The organism is Streptomyces sp. V3I7, assembly GCF_030817495.1.
In the GTDB taxonomy this organism is placed as follows: Bacteria; Actinomycetota; Actinomycetes; order Streptomycetales; family Streptomycetaceae; genus Streptomyces.
The window spans coordinates 5,048,601-5,063,912 of sequence record NZ_JAUSZK010000001.1 but is presented as its reverse complement, the minus strand read 5'-3'; the positions used below and the strand labels follow the sequence as shown (position 1 = coordinate 5,063,912).

Annotated in this window: 16 protein-coding genes and 1 pseudogene; 7 read left to right on the top strand and 10 right to left on the bottom strand. The window is 71.5% G+C overall.

What is annotated here, in order from left to right:
• Window positions 1-128 precede the first annotated feature (128 nt).
• From dapF to miaA, 3 genes are all read right to left on the bottom strand, one after another.
• A complete protein-coding gene (dapF, locus tag QFZ74_RS23685) occupies window positions 129-998 on the bottom strand; it encodes a diaminopimelate epimerase (RefSeq protein ID WP_307622821.1) in 870 nt (289 codons plus the stop codon).
• A gap of 290 nt (window positions 999-1,288) precedes the next feature.
• Window positions 1,289-1,792, bottom strand: coding sequence for a hypothetical protein (locus QFZ74_RS23680; protein ID WP_307624261.1), 504 nt, complete (start codon window positions 1,790-1,792; stop codon window positions 1,289-1,291).
• 108 nt (window positions 1,793-1,900) lie between these two features.
• Window positions 1,901-2,839, bottom strand: coding sequence for a tRNA (adenosine(37)-N6)-dimethylallyltransferase MiaA (miaA, locus tag QFZ74_RS23675; protein ID WP_307622820.1), 939 nt, complete (start codon window positions 2,837-2,839; stop codon window positions 1,901-1,903).
• Window positions 2,840-3,033: 194 nt separating this feature from the next.
• On the opposite strand from miaA, the gene QFZ74_RS23670 reads away from it, so the two are divergent.
• Window positions 3,034-3,312 (top strand): antitoxin, encoded by a 279-nt coding sequence (locus QFZ74_RS23670; RefSeq protein WP_307622819.1) that lies wholly within the window; start codon window positions 3,034-3,036, stop codon window positions 3,310-3,312.
• Window positions 3,313-3,423: 111 nt separating this feature from the next.
• Here the strand turns inward: QFZ74_RS23670 and QFZ74_RS23665 are convergent, their stop codons facing one another.
• Both QFZ74_RS23665 and miaB read right to left on the bottom strand, forming a co-directional pair.
• On the bottom strand, window positions 3,424-4,137 hold the full coding sequence (locus QFZ74_RS23665) for a class III extradiol dioxygenase subunit B-like domain-containing protein (RefSeq protein WP_307622818.1): 714 nt from the start codon (window positions 4,135-4,137) through the stop codon (window positions 3,424-3,426).
• A 278-nt stretch (window positions 4,138-4,415) separates the two neighbouring features.
• Window positions 4,416-5,945 carry a tRNA (N6-isopentenyl adenosine(37)-C2)-methylthiotransferase MiaB gene (gene miaB, locus QFZ74_RS23660; protein WP_307622817.1) on the bottom strand — a complete coding sequence of 510 codons (1,530 nt, stop codon included), beginning with the start codon at window positions 5,943-5,945 and terminating at the stop codon, window positions 4,416-4,418.
• A 242-nt stretch (window positions 5,946-6,187) separates the two neighbouring features.
• On the opposite strand from miaB, the gene QFZ74_RS23655 reads away from it, so the two are divergent.
• Entirely contained in the window at window positions 6,188-6,373 is a 186-nt protein-coding gene (locus QFZ74_RS23655) for a hypothetical protein (protein ID WP_307622816.1), read from the top strand.
• A pseudogene (locus QFZ74_RS23650) lies at window positions 6,336-6,665 on the top strand (alpha/beta fold hydrolase); the annotation flags it as partial. The gene QFZ74_RS23655 and the pseudogene QFZ74_RS23650, both read left to right, overlap by 38 nt.
• A 43-nt stretch (window positions 6,666-6,708) precedes the next feature.
• On the opposite strand, the gene QFZ74_RS23645 reads toward QFZ74_RS23650, so the two are convergent.
• Window positions 6,709-6,987 carry a hypothetical protein gene (locus tag QFZ74_RS23645; protein WP_307622813.1) on the bottom strand — a complete coding sequence of 93 codons (279 nt, stop codon included), beginning with the start codon at window positions 6,985-6,987 and terminating at the stop codon, window positions 6,709-6,711.
• A gap of 179 nt (window positions 6,988-7,166) precedes the next feature.
• Here QFZ74_RS23645 and QFZ74_RS23640 point away from each other — a divergent pair, with 179 nt between their 5' ends.
• Window positions 7,167-8,438, top strand: a complete 1,272-nt coding sequence (locus QFZ74_RS23640; RefSeq protein WP_307622812.1) for a glycosyltransferase 87 family protein — start codon at window positions 7,167-7,169, stop codon at window positions 8,436-8,438.
• Here QFZ74_RS23640 and QFZ74_RS23635 read toward each other — a convergent pair.
• On the bottom strand, window positions 8,362-8,766 hold the full coding sequence (locus QFZ74_RS23635; protein ID WP_307622811.1) for a MazG nucleotide pyrophosphohydrolase domain-containing protein: 405 nt from the start codon (window positions 8,764-8,766) through the stop codon (window positions 8,362-8,364). The genes QFZ74_RS23640 and QFZ74_RS23635 overlap by 77 nt on opposite strands.
• 130 nt (window positions 8,767-8,896) lie before the next feature.
• Between QFZ74_RS23635 and QFZ74_RS23630 the strand changes: the two genes are divergently transcribed.
• The gene (locus tag QFZ74_RS23630; RefSeq protein WP_307622810.1) at window positions 8,897-9,895 is read left to right on the top strand and encodes a TAXI family TRAP transporter solute-binding subunit; all 999 of its coding nucleotides are present in this window, start codon (window positions 8,897-8,899) and stop codon (window positions 9,893-9,895) included.
• 71 nt (window positions 9,896-9,966) lie between these two features.
• Here the strand turns inward: QFZ74_RS23630 and QFZ74_RS23625 are convergent, their stop codons facing one another.
• The 3 genes from QFZ74_RS23625 to QFZ74_RS23615 form a co-directional block, all read right to left on the bottom strand.
• Window positions 9,967-10,959 carry a GNAT family N-acetyltransferase gene (locus tag QFZ74_RS23625; protein WP_307622809.1) on the bottom strand — a complete coding sequence of 331 codons (993 nt, stop codon included), beginning with the start codon at window positions 10,957-10,959 and terminating at the stop codon, window positions 9,967-9,969.
• Window positions 10,960-11,058: 99 nt separating this feature from the next.
• A complete protein-coding gene (locus tag QFZ74_RS23620) occupies window positions 11,059-12,486 on the bottom strand; it encodes a HAMP domain-containing sensor histidine kinase (protein WP_307622808.1) in 1,428 nt (475 codons plus the stop codon).
• A gap of 9 nt (window positions 12,487-12,495) precedes the next feature.
• A complete protein-coding gene (locus tag QFZ74_RS23615) occupies window positions 12,496-13,182 on the bottom strand; it encodes a response regulator transcription factor (RefSeq protein ID WP_307622807.1) in 687 nt (228 codons plus the stop codon).
• Window positions 13,183-13,473: 291 nt separating this feature from the next.
• Here QFZ74_RS23615 and QFZ74_RS23610 point away from each other — a divergent pair, with 291 nt between their 5' ends.
• Window positions 13,474-14,250, top strand: a complete 777-nt coding sequence (locus QFZ74_RS23610; RefSeq protein ID WP_307622806.1) for an amino acid ABC transporter ATP-binding protein — start codon at window positions 13,474-13,476, stop codon at window positions 14,248-14,250.
• Window positions 14,251-14,338: 88 nt separating this feature from the next.
• Window positions 14,339-15,256 carry a glutamate ABC transporter substrate-binding protein gene (locus QFZ74_RS23605; protein ID WP_307622805.1) on the top strand — a complete coding sequence of 306 codons (918 nt, stop codon included), beginning with the start codon at window positions 14,339-14,341 and terminating at the stop codon, window positions 15,254-15,256.
• The last annotated feature ends 56 nt before the right edge of the window (window positions 15,257-15,312 follow it).

Here is a 15,312-nt window from a genome sequence, read left to right as displayed (position 1 = left end):
GCGACCAGCGGGGAGGTTTACGGTTTTGCGCCACGTGGCGGGCGGCGGGCCGTGGTTTCCGTCCGGCTCGGGCACACGGGACCGCTGTTCCGTGTGCCCGAGCCGGACGGAGCCGGTGTTCGCCAGGCTCAGCGGGCCGCGTTTTCCAGCCAGTCGGCGTCGAACTCGCCCTCGGCGACGATCACGGCGGGGCCGGTCATCTCGATCTCGCCGTCGGCCCGCTCGGTGATGACGAGGCGGCCGCCGGGTACGTCCACGGTGTACGTCACCGGGGTCCCCGTGACGGCCGGGTCGGCGCCGTCGCGCCGCGCGGCGGCCACGGCGACGGCGCACGCGCCTGTGCCGCAGGAGCGAGTCTCGCCGGCGCCGCGCTCGTGCACGCGCATCGCCACGTGCCGGGGGGCGCGGTCGACGACGAACTCGACGTTGACGCCGTCCGGGTAGGCCTCGGCGGGGCTGAAGGACGGGGCGTCGTACAGGGTGCCCGCGTGCCCGAGGTCGTCGACGAAGGCGACCGCGTGCGGGTTGCCCATGTTCACGTTCCGCGCGGGCCAGCTGTGCTCGCCGACCCGCACCGTCACGTCGCCCTCGGGGAGGCGGGCGCTGCCCATGCCGGTCGTGATGTCGCCGTCCTTGGCGATGTGCACGGTCCTCACGCCCGCGCGCGTGGCGACCGCGAGGTCTCCCTCGGTGACGTGTCCGGCGTGCTGGAGGTAGCGCGCGAACACGCGCACGCCGTTGCCGCACATCTCGGCGATCGAGCCGTCGCCGTTGCGGTAGTCCATGAACCACTCCGCGGCGCCGGCCAGGTCACGGGCCTCTGGGTGGGCGGCGGAGCGCACGACGTGCAGCACCCCGTCGGCGCCGATGCCGGCTCGGCGGTCGCACAGGGCGGCGACGGCGGCCGGGGTCAGGTCCAGGGCGTTGTCGGGGTCCGGGAGGATCACGAAGTCGTTCTCGGTGCCGTGACCCTTGAGGAAGGCGATCCGCGTGCTCATTCCTCGATCGTACGGGCTCGGTGCGACATCCCTGGTGGAGGCCTGCGCGTGCACAGGCGGGAGGGGGGCTAGGGTCTGTCGTTTGGATCAGGCTGGCTGTGAGGTGCGGTGCTTCTCGACCGACCCGAGCGGGGTCTGGTGCGTGCAGCTGCAAGGCGGAGGAGGGCGTCGACGCGATGGGGGTCCCCCCGCGCGAGCGGAGCCGAGCGTGGGGGAGTTGGCAACCGACGACAACGCGGCAGATGTGCGTGCCAGGCCCCGCGACGCCGGGATGATCCAAACGACAGGCCCTAGCGCAGGCGGGCGACGCGCCAGACGGCGAGGGTCGCCACCACGGCGACGGCCAGGACGTAGCCGAGGACGACCCGCCAGTCGGGGCGGCGTCCGCAGTCCCGCGAGGGCAGGCCGGGCCAGGTGTAGCCGACGCGGCGGGCGGCCATCATGCCCCAGCCCGCGGCGCAGGCGCAGATCAGCAGGCCCAGCATGGCGACGACGGCGCCGCTGTCGCCGAAGTCGAAGGCCAGCGGGAAGGCGAACATCAGCGAGCCGAGCGCGGCCAGGGCGACGATGGGGGCGAGCTGCCAGATGCGCAGCCGACGCTGCGGACGCAGTTCGACCTCGACCTCCGGGCCGGCGGTGAACATCTCCTCGGGCTGCGGACCGTCGTCGATGACGCCGTCCGGCGTCTCGTCGGGTCCGTCGGCGCTCAGACCGTCCTCGCCGTGCTCCGGTGGGCCACCGTCTGCGATGACGGACTCGGTGTCTCGTGCGGTGTCGCGAGGGCCGGCCTCCATCGCCACGCGCCCTCCCAACTAGGACTTCATTCGGTCGATCGAAGGTCGATGATGGCACGGCGCCGGAGGCCCCGATGACCGGCGGCGCATCCCGATGCCATCACGTGATCAGGCTGTAACCGCTCCTTCGATCAACGCCAGCGCGAGGTTCGGAAGTTCCGCACGGTCCGCCGCGGCCCCGCTCAGCCAGTGCACCCGCGGGTCCCGCCTGAACCATGAATCCTGGCGGCGCGCGAAGCGCTTGGTGGCGCGCACCGTCTCGGCGCGCGCCTCGTCCTCGGTGCACTCTCCGGCGAGCGCCGCGAGCACCTGCTGGTACCCGAGTGCGCGCGACGCCGTACGCCCCTCGCGCAGCCCCTGGGTCTCCAGCGCGCGCACCTCGTCCACGAGCCCGGCGTCCCACATCCGGTCGACGCGCAGCGCGATGCGCTCGTCGAGCTCGGGGCGGGCCACGTCGACGCCGATCTGGACGGTGTCGTAGACCGAGTCGTGGCCCGGGAGGTTGGCGGTGAAGGGCTGGCCGGTGATCTCGATGACCTCGAGGGCTCGGACGATGCGGCGCCCGTTGCTGGGCAGGATGGCGCGTCCGGCCTCGGGATCGGCGGCGGCGAGGCGTGCGTGCAGCGCGCCGGGGCCGCGCAGCGCGAGCTCCTCCTCCAGCCGGGCCCTGACCTCGGGGTCGGTGCCGGGGAACTCCAGGTTGTCGACCGCTCCGCGGACGTACAGGCCCGAGCCGCCGACCAGGATCGGCCAGCGCCCCTGGGCGAGCAGGTCGTCGATGCGGGCGCGGGCCAGCTTCTGGTATTCGGCGACGGAGGCCGTGACGGTGACGTCCCAGATGTCCAGCAGATGGTGCGGGACGCCGCCGCGTTCCTCGGGCGTCAGCTTGGCGGTGCCGATGTCCATCCCGCGGTAGAGCTGCATGGAGTCGGTGTTGATGACCTCGCCGCCGAGCCGCTGGGCCAGAAAGACGCCCAGATCGGACTTTCCGGCCGCGGTGGGGCCGACGACGGCGATGACGCGAGGGACGGAGGATGCGCTGCTCACCGCACCAGTCTCGCAAACCCCACGCCGCGCCTGGAACGACTGGCGTGACGATCCGTGTGACGCCGTGCACGCCGGCGCGGGGCCCCGGGGAGCGCGAGTACCGTATGGAGTGATGTGGGTGTTTTGTATGACTTCTCGAGGAGAGCGGCACCGGCGCGGGCGCCCGCATCCAGCCCCGCGAGGGAAGGTGGACCATGAGCGTTCTGGACAACTTGAAGGCCAAACTCGGTCCGGCCAAGGACAGGATGTCGGACATCGCGCACCAGCAGGGTGACAAGATCGCGCACGGCATCGACAAAGCCGCGCATGCCGTCGACGAGAAGACCAAGGGCAAGTACCACGACAGGATCGACACGGGGAGCGGCAAGGCCAAGCACGCGATGGACCGGCTCGCGCACAAGAGCGCGCACAAGGGCGGTCCCGAGACGACCGGCCAGGGCGGAGACAGGACACCCCCGCCGCCCGCTTCCTGAACGGCACGCCGATCGACGGACGGCCGCGAAGCACACCGGCTTCCGGCCGTCCTCCGCTGTCCCGCGGCTCTACCTGGCGGTTCCGGGGGCTCTGCTTGGTGGCGAGGAACCCTAGGACCAGGCGGCGACCAGGTAGCCGACTCCATAGGGCGCGTCCTCGTACAGGAGCGCACCGCTCAGCCCGGCACCCTCGGCCGCGCCCGCGAGGACCTGCCAGGGCGCGCGGCCCGAGGCCTTCAGCTCGTACGCCAGCTCGGCGTCCAGCGCCGCGAGTGCCGCCACGTCCGCCGCCCCCAGGGCCCGTGCGACCTCCGCGTCGAAGGGCTCCGCCCGCTCGTCGAGATAGCCGGGCGCCTTGACCGTGCGGCACGCGCTGCCGTCGCCCATCACCAGCAGGGCCACCCGCTCGGCCTGGGCGCCGATGTCCCTTCCGACGTCCAGGCACCGCTCGGCGGCGAGCGGCTCCCCCACGCCGAGCCCCTCGATCGGGGCGTCCGCCCAGCCCGTGCGCTCCAGCAGCCACGCGGCAACGGCCAGCGAGGGCGGCAGCTCACGCCCGGTGGGCTCGTCCCGGTCCTGACCGAGGCGTACGTCGAGGTCCACGCCGAAGCCGCGGAAGGAACCCACAGTGCCCTGGAGGAACGCTCCGCGGCCGCTCTGCTCGGCGGGCCCGACGACCACCAGCCGGTCGGGGCGGGCGGCGGCGAGCACCCCGAGCGCGTCCGTGCACGCGGCACGCGCGGCCTCCAGCTCGGGAGCGGCGCCCGCGGCCACGTCGGGGACGAGGAGCGGCGGGCAGGGGCAGACTGCGGCGGCGACAAGCATGATCGGCAGCGTAACCCCGTACGGCGGTGGAACGGCACTCCAGCCCGCCTGGCCTCACCGCCCGCCGCAGCACGACGGCGACCGGCCCCGCTGCCGGTGGGCACGGCGACGGGGCCGGAGGGCGTACGGCTCGCGGCACGGCAGCGGGGCCGGACCGTGTACGGCTCACCGCACGGCAGCGGGGCCGGACCGTGTACGGCTCGCCGCACGGCGACGGGGCCGGACCGTGTACGGCTCGCCGTACGTCAGCTGCTCATTCGATGTCCGTGCGGCGGGCCTCAGTCGCAGCCGCAGCCGCTGCCCGCGGCGACCGGGAGCGGCGCCGGGGCGCCGACCTTCGGCAGCCCGAGCATTACGCCGGCCGGCTTGGCGGCCTCGGCGGCGTTGCGCTTCTCCCACGCGTCGCCCGCGCGCGTGTGGCGCACGCCGAGGACCTCGCCCTCGGCGAGGAGGTGGTGCGGGGCGGCGTAGGTGATCTCGACGGTGACCACGTCGCCGGGACGCACCTCCTGCTCCGGCTTGGTGAAGTGCACCAGGCGGTTGTCGGGGGCGCGGCCGGAGAGGCGGTGCGTGGCGCCGTCCTTGCGGCCCTCGCCCTCGGCGACCATCAGCTCCAGAGTGCGGCCGACCTGCTTCTTGTTCTCCTCCCAGGAGATCTCCTCCTGAAGGGCGACGAGACGCTCGTAACGCGCCTGGACGACCTCCTTGGGGATCTGGTTCTCCATGGTCGCGGCCGGGGTGCCGGGGCGCTTGGAGTACTGGAAGGTGAAGGCCTGGGTGAAGCGGGCCTCGCGCACGACGTGCATCGTCTGCTCGAAGTCCTCCTCGGTCTCGCCGGGGAAGCCCACGATGATGTCGGTGGTGATCGCGGCGTGCGGGATGGCGGCGCGGACCTTCCCGATGATGCCGAGGTAGCGCTCCTGGCGGTAGGAGCGGCGCATCGCCTTCAGGACGGTGTCCGAACCGGACTGCAGCGGCATGTGCAGCTGGGGCATCACGTTCGGCGTCTCGGCCATGGCGGCGATGACGTCGTCGGTGAAGTCGCGCGGGTGCGGCGAAGTGAAGCGGACGCGCTCCAGGCCCTCGATGGTGCCGCAGGCGCGCAGCAGCTTGCTGAACGCCTCGCGGTCGCCGATGTCGGAGCCGTAGGCGTTGACGTTCTGGCCGAGCAGCGTGATCTCGGAGACGCCCTCGCCGACCAGGGCCTCGATCTCGGCCAGGATGTCGCCGGTCCTGCGGTCCTTCTCCTTGCCGCGCAGCGCCGGGACGATGCAGAAGGTGCAGGTGTTGTTGCAGCCGACGGAGATCGACACCCAGGCCGCGTACGCGCTCTCGCGCCGGGTCGGCAGCGTGGAGGGGAACGCCTCCAGCGACTCGGCGATCTCGACCTGCGCCTCCTCCTGGACGCGGGCGCGCTCCAGCAGCACGGGCAGCTTGCCGATGTTGTGCGTGCCGAAGACGACGTCGACCCACGGCGCCTTCTTCACGATGGTGTCGCGGTCCTTCTGCGCGAGGCAGCCGCCGACCGCGATCTGCATCCCGGGACGGCTCGCCTTGCGTGGCGCGAGCCGGCCGAGGTTGCCGTACAGCCGGTTGTCGGCGTTCTCCCGCACGGCGCAGGTGTTGAAGACGACGACGTCGGCGTCGCCGTCCGAGCCCTCGGGCGCGCGCACGTAACCGGCGTCTTCGAGCAGTCCGGACAATCGCTCGGAGTCGTGGACGTTCATCTGGCACCCGTAGGTACGGACTTCGTAGGTCTTCGGTGCTGGGACGTCCACTGCCGGGCTCCGGTCGCTGCTGCTGGTCATGCATCAAGGGTAGGGGCTGGCCGGAGGACCGCGGCCCGCGCTCCCCGAGGGGCGCTCCCCGGTCGCCGGAAGTCGCCGCTGAGGGCCTCCGCCTCATCCCTCCTGGCAGACGAACCGGTCAGCCTGCTCGGCCTCCTGGCGGACGAACATGCTGGGGGTCATCTCGGGCGTCCCCATGTCGCGGGAAGCTCGCTCGGCGGTCTGCTGGCCCTCGGCTCGGACACGAGAAGGCGGTGCGTTCGGTGACGGCGCTCCCGCCCGCCGGGTTCAGCCCCGGCTGGGAACAGACCTGTCTGTTCGCGGTCCTCGGCGCCATGCGCACCGCCGCGCGCCTGCTGCCCGAGGGCCTCGTCTGCTTCCTGGCACGGTCCGCCGTCGGCCGCTCGGTCCTCGTCAGCACCATCTACGCCCCGCCCCGGCCGCCGTGACCCCGCGGCGACGGTGGCCGAGACGCTGTCCCTGCGCGCCTGCACCGACTTCGCGCGCGCCCGCACCGGCTGCCTCACCACGCGCTTCACGGACCAGGTCACCGAGCCGCCGGTGACCATCGCCTGGGGCGACCGCGACCGGCTGCTGCTCCCACGCCAGGCCGCCCGCACCCAACGCGCTGTGCCCGAAGCAGAGTTGATATGGCTCCCCGGTTGCGGCCACGTCCCGGTGAACGACGATCCGGAACTGGTCGCCGAGGTGCTCCTGAAGGGCGCGAAACGCGGACGGTGACGGCAGCCCCGGCAGCCGGTACGCCGGTACGCCGGTACGCCGGTCAGGTTTCGATCACGGCATCGCAGTCCGAGCAGACCAGGGATGCGTACTCCGTGGGATACCAGGGCTCTCCAGGGTGCCCGGAGGGATTCAAGCGGGCCGTCTCCATGGCGAAGGTGTCCTTGCCGCAGAGGGTCCGCGGTCCCGCGGTGGTGTGCGACCCCGGGGCCGCGGGTGCGGCGTGCACCCTGCGGACACGCCGTTCCGCCCCACTTGGCTGCCCCGCCGAGGAGCGCGTTGCCACTGGCTTGTCGAGTTCGTAGACGACGATCTCGCTCATGTCTCCACCGTAGGCGCCGCGTGGACGATCCGTTGCCGCGACCGCATGATCGCGACACAGAAGGACCTTGTGCCCGATATGAACACATCTGCCCCACAATGAGGTAGCCCCCGCCCGCGACGCCGTTTCCGTTCAGCGCACCGCAGCCCCTCCCGAACCCTCCCGGACAGGTACGTGTGATGCAGCTTCGTGACGCCCTGCGGACGGCTCCCGCTCCCGCACCCCGGGGTCTGCGGGAGTGGCTGCTCCGCCCGGCCGGTCCGGTCGCGATCGCGGGCCTCGTCGTCGTCCTGCTGGCGCGCGCCGCGCGCGTGGCGGTCAGGTTCACCCAGGGCGGCATGGACAACGGGTTCGTCCTGCACGCCGGGCAGACCTGGCTGCACGGCGGCTCCCCCTACGCGGACCGGCGCTTTCTGTACATGCCGAGCGCCGTCCTGTTCGCCGGTGCACAGGCGCTGCTGCCGTCGCCGGTGGTGCGCGTCGTCGTACCGCTGGTGTGCGTGGCGCTGCTGGGCGCCGGCTGGTGGTGCGCCGTACGTCTGTTCCGGGTGCCGCCCCTCAGCCGGTTCTCGGTGCTGGGGCTGCTGGGACTGGTGCTGCTGTGGGCGCCGTTCGGCCACCTGGTGAACCTCGGGAACTGGACCGTCGTGGGCGCGCTCGCCCTGCCGCTGGCGCTGCTGCTGGCGGATCGCGGGCGCTGGGGCCTGGCCGGGGTGGTCCTGGGGATCTCCGTGGCGGTCAAGCCCCTGCTGCTGCCGGTCGCCCTCCTGCTGGTGCTGGCCCGGCAGTGGCGGGCGCTGGCCTGGATGCTGGGGCTGCCCGCGGTGCTGTCCCTGGGGGCGGCGCTGCTGATGCCGAACCCCAGCGCGTTCTTCACGCGCACGCTGCCCTTCCTCCTCAAGGGCGGGGACGCGCTGATGCGGCCGTACGACTCCTCGCTGGGGGCGGTGCTGCCGCGCCTCGGGGTGCCCGCGGTGGCGGCGGAGGTGATCGCCGTGGCCTGCGCGGCCGCTGTCGTGACGTGCGCCTGGCTGCGCTGGCGGCGCCCCGGGGAGGGTGCGGCGCGTCTGGCCGACACGGCCGCGCTGCTCATGCTGGCGTCGTTCCTGGTGTCCCGGCCCGCCTACGACCACTACCTGCTCGTCGTCGTACCGCTGCTGCTGGCCGGCGCGCTGGAGGCGGACTCGGTGACGCGCTCGCCGTGGTTCTGGGTCGCGCTCGTCCCGCAGGTGCCGTCGTTCACCTTTCCCCTCCTGGACGTGCCCACGCGCAGGGCGTTCAAGGACGTATGGACGCTGACCGTGCTGACGCTGGTACTGGCCCTCTGGTGCGCGCGGTCGCCACGGCGGGAGCGCGCACCGTGGAGCACCCGCGTCAGGCGCCGTCGGGCGCCCATCCCTGACGGCGCAGAACCGCCGAGACGTCCGGCGCCTCGTAATGGTCGCCCTTGAGCACCTTGCCGTCGGCCCGCCGGGCGACCTGACCGTCGGGGCCGAGCTTGCTCATGTTGGAGCGGTGTATCTCGGCGATCACCGCGTCGAGGTCGATCCCGTGGACCAGCGCGGTGCCGTACGCCACGTACACGACGTCGGCCAGCTCGTGCGCGAGCCGGTCGAGCGGGCCGGTCACCGAGACCTCGGCGACCTCCGCGGCCTCCTCGGCGAGCAACTCCCCGCGGTGCGCGGCCAGCTCGGCGGACACCTCGGCGGGGGTGCTGCGGATGCCGAGGCCGAAGGCGCGGTGGAACTCACGGACGAGGTCAGCGGGCGAGGACGTCATGAGCCGACTGTAACGGCCGGGTCGGACAGTCCCGTCCCTCCGTCCCAGTGCCTCGCCCGTGCGTTCAGCAGCGCCTCGTCTGTGATCCCCGCCCTGTTCAGCACCGCGCGCGGACTGGCAGGATCGCGCCATGTCCATGCTGCTGCCCCGTATCGGCAGGCGCCGCGCCCTGCAAGGTGCCGCCGCCGGCTTCGTCGCCTTCGGGCTGCTGCTGTGGTGGCTGCTGCCCCTGGGGGACGAGCCCCCGCGCGGGACGATCACCTTCAGCACGGGCACGCCTCGCGGCGTCTATCAGGAGTACGGCGAGCGGCTGCGCGCCGAGTTCCACAAGGACATGCCGGACCTGAAGGTGAAGCTCCTGGACAGCGCGGGCTCGCAGCAGAACGTGCGGCGCGTGGCGAACGGGCAGGCCGACTTCACCATCGCGGCGGCCGACGCGGTGGAGACGTACGAACTCGGCGACAGACGCGGGGCCGGGCGGCTGCGGGGCGTGGCGCGGCTGTACGACGACTACGTGCAGCTCGTCGTGCCGCGCGACTCGGACATCCGGTCGGTCTCCGACCTGAAGCACAAGCGGGTGGCGACGGGGCTGCCCAACTCGGGTGTCCGGCTGATCGCCAACCGGGTGCTCAGGGCCGCGGGCATCGACCCCGCCAAGGACATCACGCCAGTGTCCGAGGGCATCGACACCGGCCCCGACCGGCTCCGGAACGGCCGGATCGACGCGTTCTTCTGGTCGGGCGGCCTGCCCACGAACGGGCTGGTGGAGCTGGCCCGGACGTCCGAGGTCCGGTTCGTGCCGATCGAGGAGAGCCTCGTGGCCAAGCTGCACGGCCAGGGCGAGGCCGCCCACTACTACCGCGCCACCGACATGCCGGAATCGGCCTACCCCTCCGTCCAGCAGGGCTCCACCGTGGCGACCATCGCGGTGTCCAACCTCCTGATGACCCGCAAGGACGTCGATCCCCGCCTCACGGAGTGGGTGACCCGTACGGTCATCAAGAGCCGCGACCGCATCGGCGCCGACGTCCACTCGGCCCAACTGGTCGACCTGCGCACGGCCATCTACACGGACCCACTGACGCTGCACGAGGGAGCTCGACGCTATTACCAGTCGGTGAAGCCCTGAGGGGCCTGCCCGACGGACAGCGCCTCCGGCCTGAACGGGTCGGAGGCGCTGGGCTCTGTCCCGGACAAGGCCTAGTTGACGAGCAGCACGGCCAGCATCGCCAGCCAGCCCAGGGCGACGAAGGCCGGCAGCAGCACCATCACGGCCCCCGTCGGAGACGAGTGCAGCCACGCCGAACCCGGCTCGGACACCTGTCGCCCCACGATCCGCTGCCCGCCGTGCCAGGCCATGTGTTCCTCCAGCTCGACGACCGCGCCTTTACGGGCCTGGAGGTACCGTCTGCCGAACCGCAGCATGACCGCGAACGCCGCCGCCGACGCGAATCCGATCACCGTGATGATCACCGCGACGCCCTGGGCGACCACCTCCGACTTCGCACCTTCCTTGCCGAGCGTGAACGCGAGCGTCGCCGCGAGACCCGCCGTGATGTAGAGGAAGTTGTTGAGCTTGTTCCAGTTGATGAGGTCCTCGTGCTTGTACAGGTCCACGGCGATGCCGTACTGCGCCTGAAGCATCGACTCGCGCGGCTTCCGCCACACCCACACCACCCGTGACCGGCCGTCCGGCGGTCTCAGTCGCGTCAGCTCCTCGAACCCCAGCTTTCGGTGGAACCGTGCCGACGCCTCGTTCGGCGGCTCGTTCACCACCGCCGCGATCACGGGATTCGACGTCCACTGCTCCAGCACGTGGTGGTACAGCCGCGACGCGACACCCTGCCGTGCCACATCGACCGCCACGCACACCTGCTTGATCACCAGGAAGCTGCCGAGCGTGGTCTTGATCCGGTGGTTCAGCCACTCGTCGGGCTCGATCTGGTCATCGCTGTACGCCAGCAGGAACCCCAGAACGTCGGAGCCCTTCACGGCCACGTAGAAGTGCTCGGCGCTCACCAGCCGCGCCTGGTACCCCTCCGCGGTGTAACCCGACACCAGGAACCCGTCCTGGCCCGCGACCGCCGGATCGATGTGCTTCAGGCTCCTGGACTGCGCGAGCGCGACGATCTGCGGGACATGCTTCGGGGCCGCTCGCACGATCTCGATCTGCTCCGTGGTAGAGGCGGACACGCCCTCACCCCCTATGTCGACACGGCGAACTGCTCTGGGACAGTCGCTTTTTGACGATCAGTCGGATGGTACGGGGTGCACGCGTCCCGCGAGCGAGCGTCAGGCTCTCGGGGCGGAAGGGGCCGTCGACGCGGCCCTGGGCACCGCCAGCGTCACCGTCAGGCCCCGCGGCTCGTGAGGGCCGAACGTGATCGAGCCGCCGGACGCCGCGAGGAGGGCGCGGGTGATGGACAGGCCCAGGCCCGAGCCCTTGATGTTCTGGTGGTGGCCGCTGCGCCAGAAGCGGTCGCCGACGCGGCCGAGCTCCTCGTCGGTGAGGCCCGAGCCGGTGTCGGTGACCTGAACGGTCGAGCTGTCGCCGCGGGAGGAGACGGTCACCGCGACGGTGCCGCCCTCGGGCGTGAACTTCAGCGCGTTGTCGATCACCGCGTCCAGGGCGCTGGACAGCGTGATCGGGTCGGCCCACGCCGTGGTGGCCGGGCAGTCGCCGGTCAGCCGGACCCCCTTGGCCTCGGCGGCGGCGCTCCAGGCCGCGACGCGCTCGGCGGCCAATTGGCCGATGTCGGTGACCCTCAGGTCCGCCTCGGCGTGCTCGGCCAGCGCCAGGTCGAGCAGGTCGTCCAGAACCTGGGCCAGGCGCTTGCCCTCGGTGCGGACCGAGGCGATCTCCTCGTTGCCCTCGGGCAGTTCGAGGGCGAGCAGCTCGATGCGCAGCAGCAGCGCCGAGAGCGGGTTGCGCAGCTGGTGCGAGGCGTCGGCGACGAAGGCGCGCTGCTGCTCCAGCACGTCCTCGACGTTGTCCGCCATCTCGTTGAACGCCTGGGCCAGCCTGCGGAGTTCCGGCGGGCCGCCGGCCGCCGCGACCCGGGACTTCAGGCGCCCGCTCGCGATGGCGTGGGTGGTGGCGTCGAGGACCCGTACGGGCCTGAGCACCCAGCTGGTCAGCCGCAGGGCCGCGCCGACGGCCAGCAGCATCGCCGCGAACTCGCCCGCGCCGATGAGCACCCAGCCCCGCAGCGTCCGCGAACGCATCGGCCCGGTGGGCGAGTCGGTGACCACGACGGCCACCACGTCGCCGTCGCGGATCACCGGTGACGCGACGACGAGCCGGCTGCGCTGCCACGGCCACACCTGCGCCGGGTCGTGGCTGCGCCGGCTGAGCAGCGCCTCCTGGAACGCGTCCCGCACCTCCCCCGACGCCGGCAGGAGCCAGTCGGCGGGTGCGTTGGCCAGCGCCGCGTCGTTGCGGTAGAAGACGCCGGCGCGAATGCCGTAGACGCCGTAGTAGCTGGCGAGCTCGCGGCGCAGGGTCTCCTTGCGCCCGCCCTCGTCGGCGCGGCGGGCCCCGCTGAGCGGGCGGTCGGTGACGAACTGGGCGAGCGCGGCGAAGCGTGCCGTGTCGTCGATGCGGTCGACGACCGCCTTCTGCTGCTGGGCCGCGGCCACGCTGGCGGCGAGCGGTACGCCGAGCGCGAGCAGGACGGCCGCCATCAGGACGATGAGCAGCGGGAGGAGACGTGTGTGCACGCGGGCCCGCTACGCGCCGGGGGCGACGAGCCGGTAGCCGACACCGCGCACGGTCTCGATCAGGGCGGGCATGCGCAGCTTGGCGCGCAGGGAGGCGACGTGCACCTCGAGAGTGCGCCCCGTTCCCTCCCAGCTCGTGCGCCACACTTCGCTGATGATCTGCTCGCGCCGGAAGACCACCCCGGGACGCTGGGCGAGCAGCGCGAGCAGGTCGAACTCCTTGCGGGTGAGCTGGATCACCGAACCGTCCACGCTGACCTGCCGGGTGGGCAGTTCGATGTGCAGGGCGCCGAGCCGCAGGCCGGGCTCCACGCCGGTCACCGGGTCCTCGTGCGTGGTGCGTCGGCTGACGGCGTGGATACGGGCGAGCAGCTCGCCGGTGTCATACGGCTTCACGACGTAGTCGTCGGCGCCGAGGTTGAGGCCGTGGATGCGGGAGCGGACGTCGGCGCGCGCGGTCACCATGATCACCGGCGTCGCCGTGCGCTTGCGGATCTTGCCGCACACCTCGTAGCCGTCCTGGTCGGGCAGGCCGAGGTCGAGCAGCACCACCCCGAAGCCGTCGCCTTCCGTGACGACCGCCTGGAGGGCCTCCTCGCCGCTGCGCGCGTGGGTGACGTCGAAACCGTGCCGCGCCAGGATCGCGGACAGGGCCGCGGCGACGTGGTTGTCGTCCTCGACGAGCAGCAGTCTCATTCCGGCCCCCTCCTGTTCAGCATGCGTACGGCGTCGGCTTGTAGACGTATGGAAGGCGCACCCGCGCGCGGGCGCACATGGCAGTGACGCTGATGGACGACGACGGCGTCAAGGGACTTCGGGCCGACCGCCGCTTCCGTTATCCGGCCGATACGCGTCACGCCCGGCTCCACTACGGCAGGTGCCCGATCGCTACCGGATCGTGATGCTCAGATTCCCCTCAGATGTAATGACGCTGGTCGCGCCGCGTCATTACTGTCCTCCGAAACCAAGGAGGACGGAGCCCGAGCGATGACCGAAGTATCCGTGGCCGAGGAAGACACGGCCGCGAACGGCGATCTGGTCGTCCTGAAGAGTGTCAACAAGCACTTCGGTGCCTTGCACGTGCTCCAGGACGTCGAGCTGACGATCGCCCGCGGCGAGGTCGTGGTGGTCATCGGACCCTCCGGGTCCGGCAAGTCCACCCTGTGCCGCACCATCAACCGCCTGGAGACCATCGACTCGGGCGACATCACCATCGACGGAAAGCCGCTGCCCCAGGAGGGCAAGGAGCTGGCCCGGCTGCGGTCGGACGTCGGGATGGTCTTCCAGTCCTTCAACCTCTTCGCGCACAAGACCGTCCTCGAGAACGTCGTGCTGGGACAGGTCAAGGTCCGCAAGGCCGACAAGAAGCAGGCGGAGGAGAAGGCCCGCGCCCTGCTCGACCGGGTCGGCGTGGGCGCCCAGGCGGACAAGTACCCGGCGCAGTTGTCCGGCGGTCAGCAGCAGCGGGTCGCGATCGCGCGGGCCCTGGCGATGGACCCGAAGGTCATGCTCTTCGACGAGCCGACCTCGGCCCTCGACCCCGAGATGATCAACGAGGTCCTCGAGGTCATGCAGCAGCTCGCCCGCGACGGCATGACGATGATCGTCGTCACCCACGAGATGGGCTTCGCGCGCTCCGCCGCGAACCGCGTGGTCTTCATGGCGGACGGCCGCATCGTCGAACAGGCCGAGCCCGAGCAGTTCTTCAGCAACCCGCGCAGCGACCGTGCCAAGGACTTCCTGTCGAAGATCCTGCACCACTGACAACGCCCCTGCGCCGTCACCGGCAGCAGTACCTGCGTGGAACCGGTTCCGCGCAGCGCCGAACCCGCCGACTCGAAGGATGTCCACGATGAAGTTCCGCAAGTCCGCCTCCGCGGCAGCCCTCGCCGCCCTCGCCCTGACCCTGACGGCCTGTGGTGGCGAGTCCGGCAACGCCGGCGACCAGCCGACCGGCGCGAGTGGCGGCGCGAACGCGCCGAAGCTGCCGACGTACGCCGTCGCCGGCGGCGTGAAGGTCGACTCCCCGACGCTGAAGCGGGCGCAGAAGGCCGGCAAGCTCGTCATCGGCGCCAAGAACGACCAGCCGTACCTGGGCTTCGAGGACACGACCGGCAAGCGGTCCGGCTTCGACATCGAGATCGCCAAGATGGTCGCCGCGGACCTCGGCTTCAAGCCGAGCCAGATCGAGTTCAAGACCGTCGACTCCAACGTCCGTGAGACCACCATCTCCAAGGGCGAGGTGGACCTGTACGTCGGCACGTACACGATCAACGACGAGCGCAAGAAGCAGGTCGGCTTCGCGGGGCCGTACTTCATGGCCGGCGCGGACCTGCTCGTCCGCAAGGACGAGAAGGGCATCACCGGTCCCGAATCGCTCAAGGGCAAGACGGTCTGCTCCATCAAGGGCTCGACCCCGCTTCAGGAGATCAAGAAGCCCAAGTACGGCGCGAAGACCGTCGAGCTGTCGAAGTACTCGGAGTGCGTGCAGCAGCTGCTCAACAACGAGGTCGACGCGGTCACCACCGACGACGCGATCCTCAAGGGCTACGCCGCGCAGCGCCCCACCAAGCTCAAGGTGGTCGGCAAGCCGTTCACCGAGGAGCCGTACGGCGTGGGCATGAACAAGGGCGACAAGGCTCTGCGTGACGCCGTCAACGACGCGCTGGAGAAGCACGAGAAGAACGGCGACTACAAGAAGGCGTACGAGGCGACGCTCGGCCTGTCCGGCTCCCCGTACACGGAGCCGCCGGCCATCAGCCGCTACTGACACACGCTGCTGAGACGTCGCCTCCACGGCGTCGACTGAACCTGCCGTCGCCGGCC

Coding starts and splice junctions, on each gene's coding strand:
- miaB (WP_307622817.1), bottom strand. CDS start 5,945: ATGACCAGCAGCAGCGACCGGAGCCCGGCAGTGGACGTCCCAGCACCG.
- dapF (WP_307622821.1), bottom strand. CDS start 998: ATGAGCACGCGGATCGCCTTCCTCAAGGGTCACGGCACCGAGAACGAC.
- QFZ74_RS23670 (WP_307622819.1), top strand. CDS start 3,034: ATGAGCGTTCTGGACAACTTGAAGGCCAAACTCGGTCCGGCCAAGGAC.
- QFZ74_RS23630 (WP_307622810.1), top strand. CDS start 8,897: ATGTCCATGCTGCTGCCCCGTATCGGCAGGCGCCGCGCCCTGCAAGGT.
- QFZ74_RS23645 (WP_307622813.1), bottom strand. CDS start 6,987: ATGAGCGAGATCGTCGTCTACGAACTCGACAAGCCAGTGGCAACGCGC.
- QFZ74_RS23610 (WP_307622806.1), top strand. CDS start 13,474: ATGACCGAAGTATCCGTGGCCGAGGAAGACACGGCCGCGAACGGCGAT.
- QFZ74_RS23680 (WP_307624261.1), bottom strand. CDS start 1,792: ATGGAGGCCGGCCCTCGCGACACCGCACGAGACACCGAGTCCGTCATC.
- QFZ74_RS23635 (WP_307622811.1), bottom strand. CDS start 8,766: ATGACGTCCTCGCCCGCTGACCTCGTCCGTGAGTTCCACCGCGCCTTC.
- QFZ74_RS23640 (WP_307622812.1), top strand. CDS start 7,167: ATGCAGCTTCGTGACGCCCTGCGGACGGCTCCCGCTCCCGCACCCCGG.
- QFZ74_RS23615 (WP_307622807.1), bottom strand. CDS start 13,182: ATGAGACTGCTGCTCGTCGAGGACGACAACCACGTCGCCGCGGCCCTG.
- QFZ74_RS23605 (WP_307622805.1), top strand. CDS start 14,339: ATGAAGTTCCGCAAGTCCGCCTCCGCGGCAGCCCTCGCCGCCCTCGCC.
- QFZ74_RS23665 (WP_307622818.1), bottom strand. CDS start 4,137: ATGCTTGTCGCCGCCGCAGTCTGCCCCTGCCCGCCGCTCCTCGTCCCC.